This is a genomic window from Halobaculum sp. XH14, from assembly GCF_032116555.1.
In the GTDB taxonomy this organism is placed as follows: domain Archaea; phylum Halobacteriota; class Halobacteria; order Halobacteriales; family Haloferacaceae; genus Halorarum; species Halorarum halobium.
In genome coordinates this window covers 2,626,328-2,648,874 of sequence record NZ_CP134949.1, presented here as the reverse complement: position 1 = coordinate 2,648,874, position 22,547 = coordinate 2,626,328, and the positions used below count along the sequence as shown (strand labels likewise).

Sequence of the window (22,547 nt, the reverse complement as noted above, 5' to 3'; positions counted from 1 at the left end):
TTTAGCGACCGCCGTCCTCGGTCCACCTCAGGAAACGCATGACGACCTCGCAGAGCAACCTGGCGAGCCTCTCGCGGTTCATCTTCCGCGCGCCGTCGTGGTCGACGAGCGTCGCGTTCGCCATCTTCCTCGCCGCGGTCGCCGGCATCGGAGCGTTCGAGCGACCCGACCCCCTCGGCACCTGGCGCGGGGTGCTCTTCGTCGGGCGCGACGCCTGGGAGGGCATCTTCTTCATCGGCGTGCCGACCGTCGTCGCCAGCTTCGCCACGACGTGGGTCGACCACCGCGTCGGCGGCCGGTTCACGCACAACCGGTCGTCGCTGCTCGCGCTGGTCTGTGAGCTCGTCATCGTCGCGATGCTCACCGCCGCCGCGACGATCGCCTACCTCACGCCGCTCGGCCAGCGGTTCGTCTTCGACGTGCTGATCGTCTCGCTGGCGTCCGTGTTCGCGCTCCGGCTGCTGGTCATCGCGGCCGTCTCCGGGTCGCGGCTCCTCGTCGCGGCCGTCCCCGCGAGCATCCAGACCGGGACTGCCGCGGTGCTACTGTTCATCTACAGCGGGACGCTGCTGTACCTCGAAATCGGCGGCCCGCTGTTCGACGCGCTCCTCCAGCCGTACCTCGCCCGGCCCGAGCAGGCACCCGCGGAGCTGTCGTCGATCACCCCCGACCACTTCCTCCTGCTTGGACTCACGTGCGCGCTGTACGGGCTCGCAGTCTGGGGGTTCCTCTACATCGTCGACCGGCCGTGGCGCAACTCGCTCGGCATCTCGGTGCTCGATTTCGTCGGCGGCTTCATCGGTCACATCGCCGAGGGGAGCCGCGAACTGGAGAACTTCTTCGAGCAACTCGGCGAGGAAGCGGTCGTCCCGGTGACGGTCATGGCGGTCCGGACCCCCGCGGGCGAGGAGAAGGCCCGCTGGGTGCTCCCGATGATCCATCCGGGCCCGATGGGCGAGATCGGCGGCGGGAACCTCCCGGTCCGCGTCGCGGACCACGCGGACGGGCTGGCGTTCCCGCCCCACGCGACCGCCGGGCACGACTTCAACCTCGTCACCGAACGCGAGGTCGAGTCCGTCGTCGACGCCGCCGCGCGGGCGTACGACCGACTGGACTACTCGGCGTCGGCGACCCGTGGCGTCCGCGTCGACGCCGGCGAGGCGACCGTGCTCGGGCAGTCGTTCGGCGGCGACGCGCTGCTCGTCTCCTCGTTCGCGCCGGGCTTTGCCGACGACGTGGAGTACGCCGTCGGCCTCTCGGCCGCCTCGGAGGCCCGGGCGGGCGGCCTCCGCGACGTGCTGCTCGTCGACGCGCACAACTCGAACAACGGGCTCGACGGGCCGGACCTCGGCCACGTCACGCCGGGGTCGCGCCGCTCGTTCGACCTGATGGGCGCCGCGCGTGACGCGGCCGACCACCTCGCGAACGCCCCCCGCGGGAAGCTCCGCGTCGGCACCGCCTGGGACGAGACCGACTGGGTGCCCGAGGACGGCATCGGCCCGCTCGGCATCCGCGTGATGGTGACGGAGGTCGGCGACGACGGCGACGGCCACACGACGGCGTACGTGCTCGTCGACGGCAACAACATGGAACCGGGCCTGCGCGACGCACTGGTCGACGGACTCGTCGCCGACTTCGTCGACGAGGCGGAGGTGATGACGACCGACACCCACATCGTCAACACCGTCGAGGCGGACAACCAGGTCGGCGCGGCCATCGACGAGGCCGAACTCGAGGCCGCCGTCCGGGACCTCGTCGGGGCGGCCACGGAGGACCTCGAACCCGCGGAAGTCGGCATGGCGACCGAGCGCGCCGAGGTCACGGTGTTCGGCAACGACCGGACCGAGACGCTCGCCAGCCACGCGAACGCCGCCGTCTCGATGGGCGGCGCGCTCGCGCTCGCGGTCATCGTCTCCTCGCTCGCCGTCTCGGTCATCCTCTTTTTCCTCACCGGAGCCTGAACCGGGAGTCGGACGGCGAGCACGCGCTGCCGTTGCGTCCGGTGGGCAATCGACGTGAGTGCCGCTGCCGGTTCGGGTCAGTTCCCGGGAGCGAGTTCTCCGATTCGGACCGCAGTCTTGCGATCGGAACCCCCGTACCGGGCCGCCCCGACGGCCACCGATCAGGCGTCGGTTGCGATCGGTACAGGTCGAGTGAGACGGCGGGCCGATAGCTCCGATTCATGCTCCAATCTGGTGGTTTGATCATCTCACGGACGTCCGAGAAAACCCGACAACACAGTCGTCGACCGTAGCGATCGGACCCGACGGACCGTCCGGTGTCTTCCCCAGCCGGCACAGTTCGGGATTCGCCTCGGGACGTGCCACGGAGGTGTCCCTATCGGGACGCACGGCGCTCGGCCATCGATCGAGGGCGCGACGAATTCCGTCAGTAGCTACCGCTCCGATTCGTCCTCGCGTCCCGGGGTTTCGTCCGGAACTGGCAATCCGGAGGGTTCGGTCGTCCGATCAGGGTCGACCACGGGCGTCGTCCCGCCACGTCGCCGCGAGCGCCGGTAGCGACCGTTCGTTCACGTCCCGGAACTCGCCGCCGGCGTCGACGATACCGCCGTCCGTCTCGGAGTCGGCACCGACGTGGGTCAGCGCGCCCGCCGGGGCGTCGAGTCGATGGGCGAGCGCCTCGAACGCCCGTCGGTCGGGTTTCCGCCACCCACAGGCGACGCTGGTGACGACGGCGTCGAAGTCGGTCCGGGAGAGGTCCGAACGGACGAGCGTTCGACCGACGAGTTCGGGAACCGCGCAGTCGGCCAGCAACCCGACGGGACCGCGTTCGGCGGCCGCCTCGACGGCCTCGACCGCGCCCGCGCGGGTCTCGACCGCCGGGTCGAACGCGGCGACGACGGCCCGCCGAGCGGCGTTTCCCGGCGCGTCGACGTCGCGGGACGCGAGCGCGGCGCTCACGTGTGCGGGAAGTGGGACCTCGGCGTCGTCGGGCGCGTCGACGTGGCGCTCCCGGTAGGCGGCGTCCCAGTCGTCCGGGAGGGCGACGCCGCGGTCGAGGAGTTCGCGGCCAACCACGGTAGCCGGGTCGTCCGGGAGGTCGGCGTCGACGAGGGTTCCGAACGGGGCGAAGGACGTTGCCACGGGTGTGGGGTGTCCGTCGGCCGATGGCAAGAAGGCACCGGGAATCGGAGGCGACGGGGGCGCCGAGTCAGACGACGTTCGAGTCGATGTCGCGCGGGAAGTAGGTGAGCCACTCGGTGCCCGACTCGGTGACGGCGATGGTGTCCGAGTGGCGGTACCCGGCGTCCTCCGTGTAGATCCCGGGCTCGATGGTGTACACCTGACCGGGAGCCATCAGCGCCTCGCCGTCGTCGACGTGTTCGTACTCGCCCCAGCCGCGGTCGATGTACGGCGGTTCGTGGCCGCCGAGCCCGATGTTGTGGCCGACGTGGTGCTGGGCGAGGTCCGTGACGCCCTGCTCCTCGAAGTAGTTCCAGACCGTCTGGTCGACGTCGCTGATCGGGACGCCCGGGCCAAGCGCCTCGATGGCGATGGTCTGTGCTTCGAGCATGAGCTCGAAGTAGTGCTCCTGCTCGTCGGTGTAGTCGCCGACGAACATCGTCCGCTCGAGCTCGGAGTGGTAGCCGTCGACGTTCGCCGACGCGCCCGTGACGAGCACGTCCCCCTCCGAGAGCGTCTCGTTGGGGGTGTGGCCGTGCGGGAGGGCGGTCTCCCGCCCGGAGATGTAGCCCGCGTGGACCGGGCCGCTGCCGCGGACCCGGACCGAGTACCGGTCCCCGAGCGTGTCGAGCATCGCGCGGGAGGCTTCGGTCGAGGCGCGCTGGCTGACCGTCGCCGGGTGCGCGCCGACCTCGGTGTACTCCGCCAGGTAGCGGTGGCCGAGGTTCGCCCACTTGGCGGACTCGCGGATGAGATCGACCTCGGCGTCGGTCTTCTCCCAGCGCATCCGGCTCGTCCAGGACTGGGACTCGACGTCGACGAACTCCGAGAGGGCGGGGCCCTCATACCCCATCACGCCGGGCGCGCCGTCGGCGTCGGAGACGACGGCCTCGACGCCGAGCCCCTCCAGCATCTCGACGGCTACTTCGATCGGCGCGCCGCCGGGGTAATCGAAGTAGTGGTGGACGGCGTCGATGCGGGGGTTCGGCTCCACGCGCTCGACCTCCAGCCGCGGGACCGTGATCTCCACGCGCTCGTCAGTCACGGCGAGTACGACGGGTCGCTCGGTCTGGATGTGGTGGAAGCCGGTGAGATACTCGATGCCCGTCGCGCCGAACCACGTCGCCGCGTCGGCGTCCGTGTCCGCGAGCCGGCCGCGCACCTGCGCGAGCCGGGCGTCGAACTCGGATTCGGGGAGTTTCGTCGCCATAGCGGTCGATATCGCCCGTCGCGGCATAAGGTTCGGGGAACCGGCGGGCGGTCCCGTAGCCGACGGCAAACGCCCAAATAAATCAAATAACGCGATATCAAATTGCTCTCGCACGGGGGGAGGGTGACGGACCGGCGACTCAGGAACGGGCGGGTGACACGAACGACACCAGCTTTCGTCGGTGTCTCCGGGAGAATATATGGGTTCGAGCCCGTAGACGGGAACACAGTGACGGTCAGTTCCGAACCGAAGCTCTACAAGGCCGAGCGCACCGACGTCTCCCGGAACCAGGGGCCGTTCCGGACTCACTTCAACTTCCCCGGCCGCGCTCTCCCCGACCACGAGGACCACGGGTACGGTCCGCTTGCGACCGTCGTCGAGTCGTTCATGGACCCGGACACCCACATCGGGATGCATCCCCACCGGGACGAGGAGATCATCTCGTGGGTGCCGGCCGGCGTGATGCGCCACGGCGACGGGGAGGGGAACGACCTCGTCACCGACGCCGATCACCTGATGGTGATGAACGCGGGAACGACGTTCCGGCACGAGGAGTTCACCCGCGCGGGCGACCCGCCCCTGCGGATGCTCCAGCTGTTCGTCCGCCCCCACAGCCTCGGGCTGGAGCCGAACATCCAGCACGAGCCCATCGACACCCCAGTCGAGGGCGAGTGGCGTCATCTGTTCGGCCCCGAAGGCGCCGACGCGCCGCTTTTCGTCCGCAACGAGGTCGACCTCTACGACCTCCGCCTCGACGCCGGGTCGAGCGTTGACCTGCCGTCCATCGCGGGCCGGGACACGTACTTCTACGTGTTCGACGGCGCGGTCGAGGTCGCCGGCACGCGCTTCGGGACGACCGAGAGCGGCCTGCTCGTCGGTGAGTCCGACCCGACTCTCGCCGCCGGTGAGGACGCCACCGTCCTCGCGTTCCTGATCGACCCCGACGCGCCCGTCACCCGGCGGGGAACCATCGGTCGCTGACCCGCGACGGGAAGCCGTGCGACGTCCGCGTTACGCGGCGGTGACCGGCCGAATATTAAAGGCGTGACGCGACCGTCGGACCGTTGATAACGGATGGACGACCCCAGTCGATCGCGCTCGCCCGACCATCTCGTCACCCTCCTCGCCGACGGCCGACGTGAGGCCGCGGCGGCGTCCCTGCGACAGTTCGAGACGGCCGCAACCGAGGACCGAAAACGCGCCCTGCGTGCGCTTCGAGACCTCGCCGCGGACCGCGCTGCCGCGTTCGACGGCGTCGTCTCCGGGCTCTCCCCGTTTCTGAGCGACGACGACCGGGCCGTCAGGCTGGCGGCCGCGAAGCTGCTGGTGACCGTCGCGGAGTCGGAACCGGGGGCGGTCGTTTCGACCGTCGGCCCGGTCGCGGATCGGCTCGCCGACGAGGACGAGTTCTACTACGTCAGGGCCCGCTCGGCCGAGGTGCTCGGCTACGTCGCGCTGGAGTTCCCGGAGGCGGTGTGCTCGCCGGAGATCCTCGCCGACCTCCGTGTCGGCCTCTCGTTCGACGAGCCGGAGGTCCGGGAGAAACTGGCGAAGGCGCTCGAACACGTCGCCCTGGGCGACCCGGGACGGCTTCGCCACCAGGTCTCGACGCTCGCCGACCACCTCGACGACGGGGAGGAACTGGTCCGCTATCACCTCGCCACGGCGCTCGTCGCCGTCGGGAGTGCGTATCCGGAGCGGCTCACGGGCGCCACGGAGGCGCTCGCGGGACGACTCGACGACGGGACCGCCCACGTTCGAGGGCGAGCGGCCGAGGCGCTCGGCCTGCTCGGTCGGGACGTGACCGACGGCCCACCGCTGCCGGAGTCCGCGCTGGCGGCGCTCTCCGACGACGAGGAGGAGTTCGTCGGCGATCGGGCCCGGTTCGCGCTCGACTCGGTTCGGAACGGGACCGCATCCGACGATCCGCCGGACGGGATCGGATCGATCGACGGCGTGCGACGCACGACCGGCGAGGCCGTCGACGCGATCGTCGCACCGACCACGGAGGGCGAGTGTCCCCACTGCGGGCTGGCGCTGCCGGAAACCGGCCCGCCGATGTGCCCGCGCTGTGGCGCGCCGCGCTGACGAACGGCCGTCCCGGCGGCGACCGGGTTCACCTCCGGCACGGATCCGTCGGAGCCGTCGAACACGCTCGTTCCGAACCGTCGCGCCGTCGGGCGATCTTCTCCCGGCGCCGAACCGCCTTTGTGATTCCCGTCCGAGCATGGCCCATGCTCAGGTACGACCTGTCCGGCGAGGCCGCGTGGATCACCATCGATCGCCCGGAGAAGCGGAACGCCCTCGCGGTGGCGGACTGGCGGGAGTTCGCCCGACTGCTCGACCGCGCGGCGGGGGAGGCCCGGGTGGTCGTCGTCACCGGCGTCGGCGACGCGTTCTGTGCGGGCGACGACATCGCGGCGCTGGCGGCCGCCGAGACCGACGCGGAGGTGGCGGACCTGACGGACGCGCTGTTCGACGTGCTGTTCGGCATCGAACGGCTCGACGTGCCGGTCGTCGCGGCCGTGAACGGGCTCGCGTACGGCGGCGGCTGTGAACTCGTCGCGGCGAGCGACCTCGCGGTCGCCGTCGAGGACGCCACGTTCGCGCTGCCCGAGACGACGATCGGGGCGTACCCGCCGTACGCCGTCGAACGGATCGCGGCCACGGTCGGCAAGAAGCGGCTGATGGAACTCGCGCTGACGGGCGAGCCCATCGACGCCGAGCGGGCCCACGACTGGGGGCTGGTGAACCGCGTCGTGTCGGCGGACGGCCTCCGGGAGACTGTCGGGCGGTTCGTAACGTCGATCGCGGAGACGCCCGCGACCGCGACGAGGACTGCGAAGCGCGCGGCCGCGGCGAGCGTGGCGTCGGCCGACGAACGCGAGCGCGTCCACGAGTCGTTCGCCACGGTGCTCTCGGACGAGGACTGCCGGGCCGCCTCGCGGGAGTTCCTCGACGGGTGACCGTCGTTCCTCGCTGGTTGCCGGTCGTCCCTCAATGGCTGCCGGGCGTCCCTCGACGGTCGAACGGCGTCACCAGCGGTGGTGGACGTGGTCGGCGACGTGCTCGTCGTACACGTCCCGCGTCAGGCCGTGGAGGCGATACGGGAGCGGGTCGGCCCCGCTCGCGGCGACGTTCCCCCGGATGTGCTCGGGCGAGGTCGAGCCGGGAATGACCGTCGAGACGGCGTCGTGGTCGAGGATCCAGCGGAGCGTGAACGCCGCGAGCGTCAGGTCCTCGGGAACGTGCGGTTCGAGCGCCTCGACGGCGTCGACGCCGGCCTCGAGCGGGACGCCGGCGAACGTCTCCCCGACGTCGAACGCGTCGCCCTCGCGGTTGAAGTTCCGGTGGTCGTTCTCCGGGAACGTCGCGTCGCGGTCGATGGTGCCGGTCAGGAGCCCTGACGCGAGCGGGACGCGGACGATGACGCCGACGTCGCGGCGCTTGGCCTCCTCGAAGAATAACCCGGCAGCACGCTGGCGGAGGGGATTGAAGACGAGCTGGACGGTCTCGACGCCGGGGTACTCGATGGCCTTCAGCGCCTCCTCGACTTTCTCCACGCTGACGCCGTAGTGGGCGATCTTGCCCTCCTCCTGCAGGTCCGCCAGCGCGTCGAACGTCTCCGGCCTGTAGTACGTCTCCGTCGGCGGGCAGTGGAGCTGGAGCAGGTCCAGGGTGTCCTCGTTCAGGTTCTCCCGCGACCGGTCGACGAACCGTTCGAGGTTCCCCGCGTCGTAGCCCTCGGCGGTGTGTGGGTCGAGCCGTCGGCCGGCCTTCGTCGCCACCGTCACCTCGTCGTGGGCGTCACGCTCGTCGAGCACGGCCGCGACGTGGCGCTCGCTGCTGCCGTCGCCGTACACGTCGGCGGTGTCGAGGAAGTCCACGCCGGCGTCGAGGGCCGTCCTGACGGCCTCGCGCCCCGCCTCGTCCGACACGTCGCCCCAGTCGCCGCCGATGTTCCAGGTGCCGAGTCCGATCTCGGTTACGGGGCCGACCTCGCCGAGGGTTCGTCGATCCATACCGACCGCTCGGCCGCGACTTCAAAGACTCCCACGACGGCGGCGAGGCTCCCCGGGTATCCAGCGTCCCGGCGGGGCGACGGCTCGCTCGTTTCCTTTCTTCATCACGCGTGGCGCGCGTGTGCGTAAACGCTCAAAAATGACGAGACTACACGGACGTTCTCGACCAGTCGCAGTTCACACCGCCCTTCTCCGCTCACCTTACTCCGTCTGCGGTTATCGCTCGATGGCGTCTCCCGATCGCGGACACGTCACGGGTTCACGCGCTCCGACGTTGCCGACGCGGGGCCCTCGTACCACAGTCGGGGACAGCTTTTAATAGGGGCTGTGAGTACGCACTCCTGACACGTGGGCGGACGACCCGTCGATGCGGCGTCCGGGATCCACAACGGCGGTCGGCGTGGCCCCGTCATACACGCGTCTGCCCGGCTCTCCGGCCGGCACGGCGAGCACGCGAGGTCGGGCCGACCCCGGCCGATCGTATGACGAACTTCGGCCTCGAACCGGGATCGGCCCCCCTCGAACACCGGAGGACGGCGGACGTTCGTCTTACGTCCAACGGGCAGAACGTCTTACATCCCCGGTACATTTATAATACATCCGTCTGTGATTACGGCTGCGTAAGACGGATCGTCTTACGAGCCGCTGACGCCGGGCGGACGACACGCCGAGCGGCTCGGGACTCGAAGCACGCGGACGCGTGCTCGCCGTCTTACCGGGGGAATGTAACAATGGAGCGTGTGACACTACGGATACCCAAACAGCAGATCGAGGAGGTCGAACAGTTGGTCGAGACTGGCGAGTTCCCGAATCGCAGCGAGGCGATTCGCTCGGCGGTCCGCGACATGCTCAACGAGCAGACCGAGGGCTCCGGCGAGCGCACCCGTCGTGAACGGAGCAAGCGCAGCTGGGCGAAGGTGTAACGATGCAGGACATCGTTCAGGACGCCCTCGAGAACGCGGAGGCCGAGAAGCGTCAGATGTCCGAGGTCGGCGACGACGAGGACGACTTCGGGGAGCCCCGAATCGTCATCGTCGGCGCGGGCGGCGCGGGCAACAACACCATCAACCGGCTGTACAACATCGGCGTCGAGGGCGCCGAAACCGTCGCCATCAACACCGACAAGCAGCACCTCAAGATGATCGAGGCCGACACGAAGATCCTCGTCGGCAAGTCGCTCACGCAGGGGCTCGGCGCCGGCGGCGACCCCAGCATGGGGTCGCGCGCGACCGAGATGGCCCAGGGGACGATCAAGGAGGTCCTCGGCGACGCCGACCTCGTGTTCGTCACCGCCGGGATGGGCGGCGGGACGGGTACCGGCGCGGCGCCGGTCGTCTCGAAGATCGCGAAGGAGCAGGGCGCCATCGTCGTCGGCATGGTGTCGACGCCGTTCAACGTCGAGCGCGCCCGCACCGTGAAGGCCGAGGAGGGCCTCGAGGAACTCCGTAACGAGGCCGACTCGATCATCGTCCTCGACAACAACCGCCTGCTGGACTACGTGCCGAACCTCCCGATCGGCAAGGCGTTCTCGGTGATGGATCAGATCATCGCCGAGACCGTCAAGGGTATCTCCGAGACTATCACCCAGCCCTCGCTCATCAACCTGGACTACGCGGACATGTCCACCATCATGAACCAGGGCGGCGTCGCGGTGATGCTCGTCGGCGAGACGCAGGACAAGAACAAGACCCAGGAGGTCGTCAACGACGCGATGAACCACCCACTGCTCGACGTCGACTACCGCGGCGCGAGCGGCGGCCTGGTCCACATCACGGGCGGCCCCGACCTCACGCTGAAGGAGGCCGAGGGGATCGCCGACAACATCACCGAGCGACTGGAGGCGAGCGCCAACGTCATCTGGGGCGCGCGCATCCAGGACGAGTACAAGGGGAAGGTCCGCGTGATGGCCATCATGACCGGCGTGCAGAGCGCGCAGGTCCTGGGCCCGAGCACGCAGAAACAGGCCGACAAGTCCCGTCAGAGCATCGAGGGCCAGCAGGGCTCCGACCTCGAGGTTGACGCGAAGGCCAACCACAATAGCTCGCAGGCCGCCTGGCAGTCCGACGGCGGCCGCGAGAAGACCGAACAGAACAACGGCCTCGACGTCATCCGCTGAGGGGACGTCCCGCCGTCGAATACCCGTTTACACCCTGGTTCCGGCCCGATCCCGGGGCGACGACGTGTCGCCCCACCCCGCGGCTTTTGCGTGCGATGCGTCCCGTTTCGGGACGGATCGCCGTTCGGGGAAGCGTTCGACGAGCGATGCAAACATCGACCGCGCCCGCCGCTCGATTCCTCGCTCACCGACCGGGGCCGGTCGATTTCTCCGTCTTACACGGCCTCGACGGATTCGATGAGCCGGCACTTCCGGCAGACGTCGCGCGCCGTCGAGGAGCCGCAGCGTTCACACTCGGAGAGGTCGGTCGATCCCTCGCCCCGGTACTCCTCGGCGACGATGCCGGCCAGCTCCTCGTAGCCGGCCATGATGGAGTGGCGCGTTCCGGGGTGGTTCTCCTCCAGTTTCAGGAGCAACTGCTGGATCTCCCCGCGATACGCCTCGCTGGCGTGGGGACACTCGGTGATGTGGGCGGGCAGGTCCCGGACGTGTGCGTACAGCGCGACCTCCTTCTCGGGGACGTCCCGCAGCGGCTTCGCTCGCGGGACGAAGTGCTTCGACTCTCGGCGGTCGGGGAACGCACCCAGGCTCGCGTCGAAGTGTTTCGCCACCTGTGCGACGTCGCCCTCCAGGACGTTCATCAGCGCCGTCTGGGCCTCGTCGTCGAGGTTGTGGCCGGTGAGCAGTTTGTCTGCCTCGAACTCCGCGGCGTACTCCTCCAGCAGGTCGCGCCGGAACACGCCACAGTACGCGCAGGCTGCCATGTCCTCCGGGTCGTCCTCGACCACGTCGTCCATCCTGACGCCGAGTTCCTCCTCGTAGGTCACCGTCTCGTGGCGCATGTCGAGGTCGTCAGCAAGTTCCTCGCAGGCCGCGAGCGACTCGTCACGGTACCCCTCGATGCCCTCGTGAATCGAGAGCGCGAGCATCTCGACGCGGGGGTCCCGCGCGAACGTCTCGTCCAGAATCCGCGTGAGGACGACGCTGTCCTTCCCCCCCGAGAGGCCGATGACCCAGCGCTCGGGGTCCTCGGGCGTCGCGTCGTCCGGGAGCAGGTCGTCCTCCCGGACCCGGCGGCGCACCCGCGTCTCGACCGACTCCCGGAGGTGCTCGCCACAGAGGTGAGCCCCGGAGTAGGCGGCGTGGTGGACCGCCTCCCGGCCGCACTTGTCGCAGTTCATTGCCGGACGCTACCGACCGCGCGGGGATACCGGTTTCGTCCGACGCGAGCGTTCAAGTGGGAGAGCGGGACCATGCTCCCCCGTGACCTGAGTCACGCGGCGCGTCGGACCACGGTTGCGCGGTCCGACGGCGCGCCGACTCGCCGCGAGCGGGACCGCCTGTACGCCAGCATGGACGACGCGCGCCGCTCGAACAGCCGTTGCGCTCGGACCGGGAAACGGACAGCCTGATAGTATCGCGTTCGGACCGACGGGTATGACTCCCTCGATCGCCGCGGTCCGCGCGTTCCTCTATCGTCTGGGGTTCTCCTACTTCCCCGCGTTCTGGATGACCGGCGGGACGGTGACCGACCTCTCTCCCGACTTCTCGTACGCACGCGTGAAGCTCCCGCTGAACTGGCGGACGAAGAACGTCGTGGGGACCACCTTCGGTGGGAGCATGTACGGGGTCGTCGACCCGGTGTACATGGCGCTCCTCAGGAGACGCCTCGACGGGGACTTCACGGTCTGGGACATGGCGGCCGAGATCAGGTTCCGCCGGCCCGGCCGGTCGACGCTGTTCGCCGAGTTCCACGTCCCCGAGGAGGAGGTCCGCGAGATCGAACGGTCGCTCGCGCCCGGCGAGTCCTGCGACCGCGTGTACGACGTGGAACTGGTCGACGCCGAGGGGGAGATCCACGCCGAGGTCGAGAAGACGCTGTACGTCCGCCGGGACGAGTGAGGGCCGGCGACAGCCGGGCCTCCACCGTCGGGGACGGACGCCGACGGCTCGTACCGAGGTGGATCCCCCGCCGGCGCGTGACGTAAGACGCTTACAGCCGGGACGCCCAGCACCTGCCATGGATCGCGCCGCCGCGCTCGACCGCGTCGACGCCATCGTCGACGCGGTCGAGTCCGACCCGATGCCGGTGCCCGTCCGCGAGGTGTGGGTGTACGGCGACGTCGCGCTGGGGCTCGACCCGGTCGAACGCCTCGACGTGTACGTGACGAAGGACCTCCACATGCGCGGGGACGCGGACGCGGAGTCGGAGTTCGAGACGTCCCACGGCGTGAAGGGCGTCGGGAAGTCGGTCTCGGCCGAGTGGGCGAGAGCGTTCCCCGAGCACCTCCGCGCGAACGAAAACGGCCACGCGGCGCCCGAGAAGTGTCTCGCCGCACAACTGCTGCCCGAGGAGGAACCAGTCCACCTCGAGGTGTGTAACGCGCCGTTCGACCGGAACGTCACACAGCGGCTGAAGGGGGCGCTCGCCCGCGAGGACTACGCCCAGATCCTGGACCCGCGCGGCGTTCAACTGTGGGCCGACGGGACGCGGGCCGAGGAGACGATGGAGAAGCTCCGCGGCGGGGAGCTCCCGTTCCCGACGCTGTCGGGCGCGCTGGAGATGCTCGGCGTCGAGGAGCCGAAGGCGTCGGAAGCGGCCGACGCCGTCCGCACGTATCGCGACGGCCAGGAGGGGCCGACGGTGCGCGGCGACGTGGTCTGAAGCAGTTCCGACGGGCGACTGGACGGGCTTTCCGCTCAGACCCGCCCGACGGTCACGTCGAACGGGACGACCTCCACGCGTTCGTACGTTCCCTCGCTCATCTGCTCGACGACCTCACGGCCCATCCGACGCCACTCCCGACGCAGTTCCTCGTACGCGTCGGGCGACAGTTCGCTCGTGAGTTCGGACTCGTGGATCGAGAGTCCCCCGCCGCTCGCCTTCAGCCGCGCGCTCTCCAGGTCGGCCTCCGAGTAGGGCGGTTCGACGCGCTTCTCGTGGTGATAGCGGCGCGTCCGCAGCCCCGACAGGCCGGCATCGAGGAACCCCTGACGCACGCGCTCGCCGAGCGCGACGTCCGTGTCGACGCCCGCGATGTACGCCGAGCGGACGCGTGCTTCCAGGTCGGCTTCCGAGTCCACCGTCGAGGCGACGCTGACGTCGGCGTTGTCCGGCTCGACCGCCGCGACGAGCTCCGAGGAGACGCGCGCGAACTCCCGGACCGCCGCGACGGGCTCGGGCAGGTTGATCAACAGCGCCTGGCAGACGACCAGGTCGAACGAGTCGTCGGGGAACGGCAGCCGGTGTGCGTCGGCGGCACAGTACGCCGGGTCGGTTTCCTCCCGCGCGACCCGGAGGAGGTCGGCGTCCGCGTCCGCGCCGACGACGGTCGCGCCGGGCGACTCCGCCGCGAGCACCCGGGTGAGCTGACCCGTCCCGCAGCCGACGTCGAGGATGCGGCTCCGGGAGTCGAGTTCGAGGCCCGCGAGCGCGTCGCGGGACTCCCACATCCCGCGGCGCGTCCGGTCGAGGTACTCCGGGGTGAATCGACGCATTGGGGTCGGGTCTGGTTTTCGTCGGGGTGCGTGGGTGAAAAGGGGGTCGGATGAATCGCGTCGGCGGCGTTACGAGATTCGACGAGGGTGCAACGAAGCCCTCACGCGCTCCGCTCTCGCGACTCGCGCTGCGCGCCTCGGCTCGCTCCGCTCGCCTGCGGTGCTTACGGGGTCGGGGTTCGCGGAGCGCGTTCGCCCTTCGTGAGTCCGCCAGGGTGGAGCCTGAGCCGCGGGGGCGTCCGAGGCGGTGCTGTCGGCGGCAGTACGGATCGTGACCGAACGGTCCGAACCGAACCCTATTCGGACGTCTCGGCGACCTTCACGACCTGCTTCCCGACGTTCTCACCGTCGAACAGCCCGAGGAACGCGTCGGGCGCGTTCTCGATGCCCTCGGTCACCGTCTCCCGGTACCCCAGGTCGCCCCGGGCGACCAGTTCGCCCAGGTGTGCGGTCGCCTCGCGGAACCGGGGCGCGAAGTCCCGGACGAGCAGGCCCTCCACGCGGGCCCGCGTCTCGATGAGTTTCCCGAGCTTCCGCGGTCCCGTCGGGATCTCCTCGTCGTTGTACAGCGCGATCTGTCCGCAGATCCCGACCCGGGCGTCGACGTTCAGGTGCGACCAGACGGCGTCGGTCACCGGACCGCCGACGTTGTCGTAGTAGGCGTCCACGCCGTCCGCGAGCTCGCCGAGCCGCTCGCGGACGTCCTCGGTCTCGTAGTTGATGCCGGCGGTGAAGCCGAGGTCCCCCGTGAGCCACTCGACCTTCTCGTCGCTGCCCGCGACGCCGATCACGTCCGCGCCCTGCAACCCGCCGAGCTGTCCGGCCACCGAGCCGACCGCGCCCGCCGCGCCGGAGACGACCATCGTGTCGTCGGCCTTCGGCTCGACGACCTCGCGGACGCCGAAGTAGGCCGTCCGCCCCGGCATCCCGAGCACGCCGAGCGCGGTCGAGACGGGCAGGTCGCCGGTGTCGACCGGCGTGAGATCCGAGCCGTCGGCGCTCGCGTACTCGGCCCACGGCAGGTTCCCGACGACGGTCGCGCCGGGCTCGAACCCGGCGCCGTTGGACTCGACGACCTCCGCGACGGCACCGCCGTACAGCGGCCCCCCGACCTCCCAGGGCTGGGCGTACGACTCCCCGGCGCGCATCCGGTCGCGCATGTACGGGTCGACCGAGAGGTACAGCACGCGGACGAGCGCCTCGCCGGGGGCGGGCTCCGGGCGGTCGACCTCCCGGAGGTCGAACGTGTCGCTGTCGGGCGTTCCCTCGGGGCGCGTCGCCAGGTGGAACCTGCGGTTGTCGGCCATACCCGTCTGCAGGGCCGCCCGGGCCATAAGCCCCCGAGAACGGGAACCGACGGGGAAACCGTTTCCGGGCCGCCGGGGTCGACCCTGGCTGCCGCCGGCAGGGCGCTTATGTCCCCCGAACGGGTAGGGCGGCCCATGAGCGGACTCGCACTCGATGCCACCGGGCTCGACCGGTACTCGCGGCACATCATCCTCGAGGAGGTGGGTCCCGAGGGGCAGGCGGCGCTGCTCGACGGCTCCGTGCTCGTCGTCGGAGCCGGCGGCCTGGGCTCGCCCGCCGTCCAGTATCTCGCTGCCGCCGGCGTCGGACGGCTGGGCATCGCCGACGACGACGCGGTCGAGCGCTCGAACCTCCAGCGCCAGATCGTCCACGCGGACGCCGACGTCGGGCGACCGAAGGCCGAGTCGGCCGCCGAGTACGTCGCGGATCTGAACCCGGACGTCGACGTGGAGACCCACGAGACGCGCGTCGACCCGGGGAACGCGGCCGACCTCGTCGCCGACTACGACGTCGTGGTCGACGCCTCGGACAACTTCGCCACGCGCTACCTCCTCAACGACGTCGCCCGCCTCGACGGGACGCCCGTCGCCCACGGCGCGATCTACAAGTTCGAGGGGCAGGTGACGACGCTCGTCCCCGAGGGCCCGTGCTACCGCTGTCTGTTCCCGGAGGCACCCGAACCCGGCGAGGTGCCCGACTGCGCGACGACCGGGGTGCTCGGGATGCTCCCCGGCACCGTGGGCTGCCTCCAGGCGACCGAGGCCGTGAAGCTCCTGCTCCAGGGCAGCGGCGCGCTCGCGGACGCCGAGGTGCTGGCGGGCAGGCTCCTCTTTTTCGACGCGGCCGGGATGACGTTCGAGACGGTCCCCTACCGGCGGGACCCGGACTGTCCGGTGTGTGGCGAGGACCCCATCGACACCATCGAGGGCGTCGAGTACGCCGGCGGCTGCGGGATCGGGGGCGAGGCGTGAACGCACGCGGTCGCGGGCGGAGGCTCGGGGTGAGCGCGGCGTGAGCGTCGCCGACCTGCTGAACGGGATGCCGTTCGCGGACCTGCTCGGCATCGAAGTCGTGGAGGCGACGGACGGCTACGCCGAGGCCGAACTCCCGCTGCGGGAGGAGCACTCCTCGGTGCCGGGACGGGAGATCGCCCACGGCGGTATCACGTACGCGCTGGCCGACACCGTCGGCGGGGCGTCGGTCATCTCGCTGCACCACAAGCCGACGCCGACCGTCGACATGCGCATCGACTACCTCGCGCCAGCGACGACGGACCTCCGGGCCGAGGCGGAGGTCGTCCGCGACGGCCGCTCGGTCGCCACCGCCGACGTCCGCATCGAGGACGTGGACGGCACCCACGTCGCCGACGCGCGCGGGACGTTCAAGACCGGCGGCGGCGAGGACGGCGGCGCGTGGGGCGTCGCCTCGCCGGAGGACGCCCCGTAACCCGCCTCGATCTCCAGCCGGCGCGCCCGCGGCGTCGGCCGTCCCGTCGAACCAACTGCACCCGACGCCGTCAGCGGTCGTCGCCTTCCGGACGCCAGTCGGCCAGTTCTGCCTTTGTCGTCCGTGTCCAAGTCCCGCGGAGATGCGCCCCAGTCGCGTGCTCCTCGTGACCGTCCTCGTGCTCGCGAGCGCCGTCGTCGGCGTGAGCGGAGTCGCGTCGTCAGCACCGCCGTCGTCGTCGTCGACACCGTCCACATCCTCGGCCGCCGGGTCCGGGCCGTCGGCCGCCGGGTTCGGGTCCTCGGCACTGCCATCGGCGCCGCGGGCGTCCGCGTCCGAACCATCGACGGCACCCGGCCTCGCGCAGTCGAACGGGAGAGCCGGGACCGCGACCTGCGACTACGCCGCGCTCTACGACGGGGTCATCACGTCGGTGGTCGGGGTGCGGACGAACGCCGGCCAGGGCTCGGGCTTCGTCTACCGGGTCTCGGGGACGAACGACACGAGCTACGTCGTCACGAACGCGCACGTCGTCGGCGACGCGAGTTCGGTCATCGTCCAGTTCGCGACCGAGGAGTCGCGACGCGGCGAGGTCGTCGGCCGCGACCGGCTTGCTGACCTCGCGGTGGTTCGCGTGACCCGGACGCCCGACTCCGCGCGGGCGCTTCCGGTGGCGTCGTCGCCGCCGGACCCGGGCCGCAAGGTCGCCGCGATCGGCAACCCGCTCGGACTCGACGAGTCGATCACCCACGGCATCGTGAGCGGCGTCAACCGGACGCTCCCGACGACGCGGGCCGGGGCCGTCCCGAACGTCATCCAGACCGACGCGCCGATCAACCCCGGCAACAGCGGCGGGCCGCTCGTGACCTGTGACGGCACCGTCGTCGGCGTCAACACCGCCGGGATTCCCGCGGCACGGGCCGACAACATCGGCTTCGCGGTCTCCGCGACGCTCGTCGAGCAGGTCGTCCCCGCCCTCGTCCGGACGGGCGAGTACGATCACGCCTACCTCGGCGTGACGACCGCGCCCGTGACGCCGGGGCTCGTGAGCGCGACCGGGCTGAACGCGACCGACGGCGTGTACGTCCACGAGACCGCCCAGGGCGGGCCCGCGGCGGGCACTCTCCGGGGGACGACCGGGTTCGCCGTCGTCGACGGCACGAGGGTGCCGGTCGGGGGCGATGTCGTCGTCGGCATCGACGGCCGGGCTGTCGACTCGACGGAGGACCTCTCCCAGTACCTCCTGACCGAAGCCCGACCGGGGGACACGGTCACGCTGACGGTGATCCGCGACGGCGAGCGGACGGAGGTGACCGTGACGCTCGCCGAGCGCCCCGAACCGCCCTCCCGATGACCGGCGGTCGCCGGCGGGCACGCCCCCCACGGCGTCGGCACTCCTCGCCCGACGATCGCCGAACCCAGGACGGCGATCAGTATCACGATCGAAAATCCGGTTCTCCGGGGGCTACGGTCGTGTACCGTGAGAATCGTCCACGCGGATTTCGCGAAAGGTTTTTAAGCTTTGGCCCGCTAACTCGAAGTGAAGTACCTACCCGGGCGTGCCGGTGAACGCCAGGCCTCCCACCCTCCCAATGAGCAACGTACGACAGTTCCAGCACAGCGAGACGGAGTACAGCACCGACGACGTGGAAACCACGGACGACGAGCGAACGTCGACCCACGAAGAGCAGCACGCGTGTCCCGAGTGCGGCGGCAACCTCGAGGTCGACGAGGCGCGGGGCGAGACCGTGTGTCGAGACTGTGGGCTGGTGGTCGAGGAGGACGAGATCGACCGCGGGCCCGAGTGGCGTGCGTTCGACTCGGCCGAGAAGGACGAGAAGAGCCGCGTGGGTGCCCCGACGACGAACATGATGCACGACAAGGGGCTCTCGACGAACATCGGCTGGCAGGACAAGGACGCATACGGCAACCAGCTCTCGAACAACCAGCGCCGCCGCATGTCGCGGCTCCGCACGTGGAACGAGCGGTTCCGGACCACGGACCACCAGGAGCGGAACCTCAAGCAGGCGCTGGGCGAGATCGAGCGGATGGCCAGCGCGCTCGGCCTGCCCGAGAACGTCCGCGAGACGGCGTCGGTCATCTACCGGCAGGCGCTGGAGAAGGACATGCTGCCCGGGCGCTCGATCGAGGGGATCGCCACGGCCAGCCTCCACGCCGCGGCGCGGATGGCGAACGTCCCGCGCTCGATCGACGAGGTGGCGCGCGTCTCGCGGGTCGACGAGGAGACGTTCGAGCGCGCCTACCGCTACACGGTCCGGGAGCTCAGCCTGGAGATCGAGCCGGCGGACCCGGCCGAGTACCTCCCGCGGTTCGCCTCGGACCTGGGCGTGAGCGACGAGACGGAGCGCGAGGCGCGCGAACTGCTGGAGACGGCAAAGCGGGCGAACGTCCACTCGGGCAAGTCGCCCGTCGGGCTCGCCGCCGCGGCAATCTACGCGGCCGGCCTGCTCACGAACGCCGACCTGACCCAGAAGCGGGTCAGCGAGGTCACGGACATGAGCGAGGTCACCATCCGGAACCGCTACCAGGAGCTGCTGTCGGCCCGCGAGGACGCGCACGGCTTCGGCGACGGACGCTCGGAGACGACCGCGTAATCGGCTCCCCCGCAACCGGGACCACGACCGCTCCCGTTACAGCGAACCCGCGGGATCGTTCGGGGAGGAAACCCTCCTGAAAGATAACGCTTTTCGGCCGCCACTCGGAACCTCGAAGCATGTCCGACGAACTCAAGCGAGGACTGGAGGGCGTGCTGGTCGCCGAGTCCGGTCTGAGCTTCATCGACGGGGGCGAGGGGAAACTCGTCTACCGGGGGTACGCCATCGAGGACCTGGCCGAGCACGCCTCCTTCGAGGAGACGCTCTATCTCCTCTGGCACGGCGAACTGCCGACGGCCGACGAACTGGCCGAGTTCTCCGACGCGATGGCCGCCGAGCGCGGCATCTCCGCGGACACGCTGGCGACGGTCCGCCAGCTCGCCGAGGCGGACGAGGAGCCGATGGCCGCGCTGCGGACCGTCACCTCCTCGCTGTCGGCCCACGACTCCGACGTGGACGCCGACCCGACCGAACGCGAGGCGAACGCCCGCAAGGGCCGACGGATCACGGCGAAGATGCCGACCGCGCTCGCCGCGTTCGCCCGCATCCGGAACGGCGACGAGCCCGTCGAGCCGCGCGAGGACCTCGACCACGCCGCGAACTTCCTCTACATGCTGAACGACGAGGAGCCCGACGACGTGCTCGCGGACGTGTTCGATCAGGCGCTCGTGCTGCACGCCGACCACGGCCTGAACGCCTCGACGTTCTCCGCGATGGTGACCTCCTCGACGCTCGCGGACCTGCACTCGGCGGTCACCTCCGCGGTCGGCACCCTCTCGGGGAGCCTCCACGGCGGCGCGAACGCCAACGTGATGCGGATGCTGAAGGAGGTCGACGAGGCCGGCCAGGACCCGGTCGACTGGGTCGAGGAGGCCCTCGATGAAGGTCGCCGCGTCGCCGGCTTCGGCCACCGCGTCTACGACGTGAAGGACCCGCGGGCGAGGATCCTCAGCGAGCGCTCGGAGGAACTGGGCGAGGCCGCCGGCGACACGAAGTGGTACGAGATGTCCACGGCCATCGAGGCGTACATGATGGAGGAGAAGGGGATCGCGCCCAACGTCGACTTCTACTCGGCGTCGACGTACTACCAGATGGGCATCCCCATCGACGTGTACACCCCGATCTTCGCGGTCAGCCGCGTCGGCGGCTGGATCGCCCACGTGCTCGAACAGTACGAGGACAACCGGCTCATCCGGCCCCGCGCCCGGTACGTCGGCGAGGAGGACGCCGACTGGGTCCCGATCGACGAGCGGTAAGCCGCACGAAGACGGAGGCTGTTACCAGTTCAGTATCGTTCGTTTTCCGGTAGTGGACGTGCTAACACTGCTGCCGACGGGGTTATCCGTTTTGCGGTCGATGTGTGCGTATGGAGTTCACAATACCTCCCGAGCAGCGCCGTGAGTACGCCGACCGAGTCCGCGCGAAGGCCCGCTCCGAGGCCGGCCAGCGCGGCGAGCAGCTCCGACACGAGATGGGGGACCGCCTGTTCGACATCCTGGCGGAGAGCTTCCCCGAGGAGTACGCCGCCCGTCGCCGCCGTGACGCCGGCCGCGCGTTCGTCGCCGGCATCGCCGTCGGCCTGCTCGGCCGCGAACTCCTGGGCCGTCGCTGAACCGGGCGGCATCGACCCGCAGGCCCGATCCGAACTTCTTTCGACCGATCACCCGTCCGAGCCGACGCTCCCGCGCTCGTCGAGCAGCCGCGTCGCCCGCCCGACCCAGTCCGTCCGGACGAGCCCCCACGCGGTCACCGCGAGCATGAGGACGTAACAGACGAACTGGCCGACGTAGGCCGCCTCGATTCCCCAGCCCGCGAACTCGTAGAGCCCCCACGAGACGCCGACGTAGCCGCCGAACATCCCGACCACCCGCGAGGCCAGCGGGATCCGCGTCTCGCCGCCGGCGTCCAGCGACGCCGAGGCGACGACGTTCGTGATGCCGAGCACGCCCGCGAGCCCCAGCACCGTGACGAACGGGACCGCCGCCGAGGCGACGGCCGGCTCCGCCGCGAGCAGTCGCGCGATGGGCGCCGCCGCGAGCGCCACGCCGCCGCCGAACACGAGCGCGATCGCGCCGCCGAGCACGACCAGCGCCGTCGCCGCTCGGCTCGCCGACGTCGCCGCGTCGTCGCCGTCGGCACGATCCGACGCCGTGCCGTCCGCTTCCGCAGCCGTGGCGGCCTGCTCGCCGAGCCGCTGGCCGACGACGATGCTCGCGCCGCGGCCGACGCCGCTGCCGATCGGACCGAGCACCTGCGTGTACACCCGCCAGGCGAGCTGGTAGCCCGCGTTCGCGGCGGTCCCGAACTGGAGCACGAGCGTGTTGAACGGGAAGACCGCGACCGCGGTGACGAGGCCAGCGGCGCTCTGTGGGGCCGCGATCGTGACGAGCTGTCGGGCGATCGTGAGGTCACGCGGCGCGACGAAGTCGACCGGGCCGCGCAGGTGGGTGTAGCCGACCAGCACGAGCGAGCGGGCCGTCATGGCCACGAGCGAGGCCGCGCCGATGCCGACGATGCCGAGGCGGGGCGCGCCCAGCAGGCCGAGCCCGAACACGAGCGAGGCGGCGGCGTTGCCAGCCGACGCCGGCACGGAGACGTACGTCGGCGTGCGGGTGTCGCCGGTCGCCTCCAGCGTCGCGCTCGACACCGCGGCGAACGCGCCCAGCGGCATCGGGAGGGAGACGAGCAGGAGGTACTCGGCCCCGCGGCGTGCGGACTCGGCGTCGGCTCCGACGAGCCGGAGCACCTCCGCGCCGAAGCCGACGCCGACGACCGCGAACGGGAGCGTGAGCAGGGCTGCGAGCATGGCGGCCTGCGTGAACGCCTCGTCGCGGTTCCCGGTCGCGCCAGCGCCGGTGTCCTGGCTGGTGAGCGTCGCCGCCCCGCCGATGACGCCGCCGGCCGCGCGGAACGGGAGCGAGGCGAACAGGTCCGCGATGCCGAGGCCGACGACGGCAGCGGGCGAGAGCGCCGCCGAGATGACGACGTCGGTCGTCCGCATGAGCTGTCCGACGCCGTTGCGCGCGGTGACGGGGATTCCAAGCCCGAGCGCGCGCCGCCAGACCGGGTACCAGCCGTCGGGCAGCGCGGCGTCGAGGCCGGCCGCCGCTCGGGAGCGGAGGGACATACCTGCCGGGGACGTCGGTCGGACTTGTAGCTACCGAAACATCACACGCCCGTGCGGCCGTC

At 70.6% G+C, this 22,547-nt stretch carries 21 protein-coding genes; 14 read left to right on the top strand and 7 right to left on the bottom strand.

The annotated features are described in order from the left end of the window. The first annotated feature begins 38 nt into the window (after positions 1–38). On the top strand, positions 39–1,961 hold the full coding sequence (locus RJT50_RS13585; RefSeq protein WP_313692023.1) for a DUF2070 family protein: 1,923 nt from the start codon (positions 39–41) through the stop codon (positions 1,959–1,961). A 507-nt stretch (positions 1,962–2,468) separates the two neighbouring features. On the opposite strand, the gene RJT50_RS13580 is transcribed toward RJT50_RS13585, so the two are convergent. Together RJT50_RS13580 and RJT50_RS13575 are read right to left on the bottom strand one after the other, a co-directional pair. Next, positions 2,469–3,104: an HAD family hydrolase gene (locus RJT50_RS13580; protein WP_313692021.1), complete on the bottom strand. Its 636-nt coding sequence runs from the start codon at positions 3,102–3,104 to the stop codon at positions 2,469–2,471. Between the two features lie 67 nt (positions 3,105–3,171). Beyond that, on the bottom strand, positions 3,172–4,353 hold the full coding sequence (locus RJT50_RS13575; RefSeq protein ID WP_313692019.1) for a M24 family metallopeptidase: 1,182 nt from the start codon (positions 4,351–4,353) through the stop codon (positions 3,172–3,174). Between the two features lie 228 nt (positions 4,354–4,581). Between RJT50_RS13575 and RJT50_RS13570 the strand changes: the two genes are divergently transcribed. The 3 genes from RJT50_RS13570 (at position 4,582) to RJT50_RS13560 (ending at position 7,319) form a co-directional block, all read left to right on the top strand. Continuing rightward, positions 4,582–5,334: a pirin family protein gene (locus tag RJT50_RS13570; protein WP_313692017.1), complete on the top strand. Its 753-nt coding sequence runs from the start codon at positions 4,582–4,584 to the stop codon at positions 5,332–5,334. Between the two features lie 93 nt (positions 5,335–5,427). Continuing rightward, a complete protein-coding gene (locus RJT50_RS13565) occupies positions 5,428–6,441 on the top strand; it encodes a HEAT repeat domain-containing protein (protein ID WP_313692015.1) in 1,014 nt (337 codons plus the stop codon). 146 nt (positions 6,442–6,587) lie between these two features. Continuing rightward, a complete protein-coding gene (locus RJT50_RS13560) occupies positions 6,588–7,319 on the top strand; it encodes an enoyl-CoA hydratase/isomerase family protein (protein WP_313692014.1) in 732 nt (243 codons plus the stop codon). Between the two features lie 69 nt (positions 7,320–7,388). On the opposite strand, the gene RJT50_RS13555 is transcribed toward RJT50_RS13560, so the two are convergent. Then, positions 7,389–8,375, bottom strand: coding sequence for an aldo/keto reductase (locus RJT50_RS13555; RefSeq protein ID WP_313692012.1), 987 nt, complete (start codon positions 8,373–8,375; stop codon positions 7,389–7,391). Between the two features lie 731 nt (positions 8,376–9,106). Here RJT50_RS13555 and RJT50_RS13550 point away from each other — a divergent pair. Both RJT50_RS13550 and ftsZ read left to right on the top strand, forming a co-directional pair. After that, positions 9,107–9,298, top strand: coding sequence for a ribbon-helix-helix domain-containing protein (locus tag RJT50_RS13550; protein WP_313692011.1), 192 nt, complete (start codon positions 9,107–9,109; stop codon positions 9,296–9,298). Between the two features lie 2 nt (positions 9,299–9,300). Beyond that, positions 9,301–10,491, top strand: coding sequence for a cell division protein FtsZ (ftsZ, locus tag RJT50_RS13545; RefSeq protein WP_313692010.1), 1,191 nt, complete (start codon positions 9,301–9,303; stop codon positions 10,489–10,491). 215 nt (positions 10,492–10,706) lie between these two features. Here ftsZ and ncsA read toward each other — a convergent pair whose 3' ends face one another. After that, the gene (gene ncsA / locus RJT50_RS13540) at positions 10,707–11,672 is read right to left on the bottom strand and encodes a tRNA 2-thiolation protein NcsA (RefSeq protein ID WP_313692009.1); all 966 of its coding nucleotides are present in this window, start codon (positions 11,670–11,672) and stop codon (positions 10,707–10,709) included. A 256-nt stretch (positions 11,673–11,928) separates the two neighbouring features. Here ncsA and RJT50_RS13535 point away from each other — a divergent pair, with 256 nt between their 5' ends. Together RJT50_RS13535 and RJT50_RS13530 are read left to right on the top strand one after the other, a co-directional pair. Further along, positions 11,929–12,393, top strand: coding sequence for a DUF4442 domain-containing protein (locus RJT50_RS13535; protein WP_313692008.1), 465 nt, complete (start codon positions 11,929–11,931; stop codon positions 12,391–12,393). A 118-nt stretch (positions 12,394–12,511) separates the two neighbouring features. Continuing rightward, a complete protein-coding gene (locus RJT50_RS13530) occupies positions 12,512–13,156 on the top strand; it encodes a DUF7095 family protein (RefSeq protein ID WP_313692007.1) in 645 nt (214 codons plus the stop codon). 35 nt (positions 13,157–13,191) lie between these two features. On the opposite strand, the gene RJT50_RS13525 is transcribed toward RJT50_RS13530, so the two are convergent. Then, the gene (locus RJT50_RS13525; RefSeq protein ID WP_313692005.1) at positions 13,192–13,989 is read right to left on the bottom strand and encodes a class I SAM-dependent methyltransferase; all 798 of its coding nucleotides are present in this window, start codon (positions 13,987–13,989) and stop codon (positions 13,192–13,194) included. A 296-nt stretch (positions 13,990–14,285) separates the two neighbouring features. Beyond that, positions 14,286–15,296: an NADP-dependent oxidoreductase gene (locus tag RJT50_RS13520; RefSeq protein ID WP_313692003.1), complete on the bottom strand. Its 1,011-nt coding sequence runs from the start codon at positions 15,294–15,296 to the stop codon at positions 14,286–14,288. A gap of 135 nt (positions 15,297–15,431) precedes the next feature. Between RJT50_RS13520 and ubaA the strand changes: the two genes are divergently transcribed. The 6 genes from ubaA to RJT50_RS13490 all read left to right on the top strand — a co-directional run bounded on the left by ubaA (position 15,432) and on the right by RJT50_RS13490 (position 20,970). After that, positions 15,432–16,268, top strand: coding sequence for an SAMP-activating enzyme E1 (gene ubaA / locus RJT50_RS13515; RefSeq protein WP_313692002.1), 837 nt, complete (start codon positions 15,432–15,434; stop codon positions 16,266–16,268). Positions 16,269–16,308: 40 nt separating this feature from the next. Beyond that, positions 16,309–16,743, top strand: coding sequence for a PaaI family thioesterase (locus RJT50_RS13510; RefSeq protein WP_313692001.1), 435 nt, complete (start codon positions 16,309–16,311; stop codon positions 16,741–16,743). Between the two features lie 142 nt (positions 16,744–16,885). Beyond that, complete coding sequence (locus RJT50_RS13505; protein ID WP_313692000.1) at positions 16,886–18,097, top strand: S1C family serine protease; 1,212 nt, start codon at positions 16,886–16,888, stop codon at positions 18,095–18,097. A 238-nt stretch (positions 18,098–18,335) separates the two neighbouring features. Next, positions 18,336–19,358, top strand: coding sequence for a transcription initiation factor IIB (locus tag RJT50_RS13500; RefSeq protein ID WP_313691999.1), 1,023 nt, complete (start codon positions 18,336–18,338; stop codon positions 19,356–19,358). A 119-nt stretch (positions 19,359–19,477) separates the two neighbouring features. After that, positions 19,478–20,614 (top strand): citrate synthase, encoded by a 1,137-nt coding sequence (gene citZ, locus RJT50_RS13495; protein ID WP_313691997.1) that lies wholly within the window; start codon positions 19,478–19,480, stop codon positions 20,612–20,614. A gap of 110 nt (positions 20,615–20,724) precedes the next feature. Further along, positions 20,725–20,970 (top strand): hypothetical protein, encoded by a 246-nt coding sequence (locus tag RJT50_RS13490; protein ID WP_313691995.1) that lies wholly within the window; start codon positions 20,725–20,727, stop codon positions 20,968–20,970. A gap of 48 nt (positions 20,971–21,018) precedes the next feature. On the opposite strand, the gene RJT50_RS13485 is transcribed toward RJT50_RS13490, so the two are convergent. After that, positions 21,019–22,485, bottom strand: a complete 1,467-nt coding sequence (locus RJT50_RS13485; protein ID WP_313691994.1) for an MATE family efflux transporter — start codon at positions 22,483–22,485, stop codon at positions 21,019–21,021. Positions 22,486–22,547 lie beyond the last annotated feature (62 nt).

Excerpts from the sequence above, each read along its gene's own strand:
- RJT50_RS13585 (WP_313692023.1), top strand. The coding sequence starts at position 39 with ATGACGACCTCGCAGAGCAACCTGGCGAGCCTCTCGCGGTTCATCTTC.
- RJT50_RS13575 (WP_313692019.1), bottom strand. The coding sequence starts at position 4,353 with ATGGCGACGAAACTCCCCGAATCCGAGTTCGACGCCCGGCTCGCGCAG.
- RJT50_RS13565 (WP_313692015.1), top strand. The coding sequence starts at position 5,428 with ATGGACGACCCCAGTCGATCGCGCTCGCCCGACCATCTCGTCACCCTC.
- RJT50_RS13560 (WP_313692014.1), top strand. The coding sequence starts at position 6,588 with ATGCTCAGGTACGACCTGTCCGGCGAGGCCGCGTGGATCACCATCGAT.
- RJT50_RS13555 (WP_313692012.1), bottom strand. The coding sequence starts at position 8,375 with ATGGATCGACGAACCCTCGGCGAGGTCGGCCCCGTAACCGAGATCGGA.
- RJT50_RS13550 (WP_313692011.1), top strand. The coding sequence starts at position 9,107 with ATGGAGCGTGTGACACTACGGATACCCAAACAGCAGATCGAGGAGGTC.
- ftsZ (WP_313692010.1), top strand. The coding sequence starts at position 9,301 with ATGCAGGACATCGTTCAGGACGCCCTCGAGAACGCGGAGGCCGAGAAG.
- ncsA (WP_313692009.1), bottom strand. The coding sequence starts at position 11,672 with ATGAACTGCGACAAGTGCGGCCGGGAGGCGGTCCACCACGCCGCCTAC.
- RJT50_RS13535 (WP_313692008.1), top strand. The coding sequence starts at position 11,929 with ATGACTCCCTCGATCGCCGCGGTCCGCGCGTTCCTCTATCGTCTGGGG.
- RJT50_RS13530 (WP_313692007.1), top strand. The coding sequence starts at position 12,512 with ATGGATCGCGCCGCCGCGCTCGACCGCGTCGACGCCATCGTCGACGCG.
- RJT50_RS13525 (WP_313692005.1), bottom strand. The coding sequence starts at position 13,989 with ATGCGTCGATTCACCCCGGAGTACCTCGACCGGACGCGCCGCGGGATG.
- RJT50_RS13520 (WP_313692003.1), bottom strand. The coding sequence starts at position 15,296 with ATGGCCGACAACCGCAGGTTCCACCTGGCGACGCGCCCCGAGGGAACG.
- ubaA (WP_313692002.1), top strand. The coding sequence starts at position 15,432 with ATGAGCGGACTCGCACTCGATGCCACCGGGCTCGACCGGTACTCGCGG.
- RJT50_RS13505 (WP_313692000.1), top strand. The coding sequence starts at position 16,886 with ATGCGCCCCAGTCGCGTGCTCCTCGTGACCGTCCTCGTGCTCGCGAGC.
- RJT50_RS13500 (WP_313691999.1), top strand. The coding sequence starts at position 18,336 with ATGAGCAACGTACGACAGTTCCAGCACAGCGAGACGGAGTACAGCACC.
- citZ (WP_313691997.1), top strand. The coding sequence starts at position 19,478 with ATGTCCGACGAACTCAAGCGAGGACTGGAGGGCGTGCTGGTCGCCGAG.
- RJT50_RS13490 (WP_313691995.1), top strand. The coding sequence starts at position 20,725 with ATGGAGTTCACAATACCTCCCGAGCAGCGCCGTGAGTACGCCGACCGA.
- RJT50_RS13485 (WP_313691994.1), bottom strand. The coding sequence starts at position 22,485 with ATGTCCCTCCGCTCCCGAGCGGCGGCCGGCCTCGACGCCGCGCTGCCC.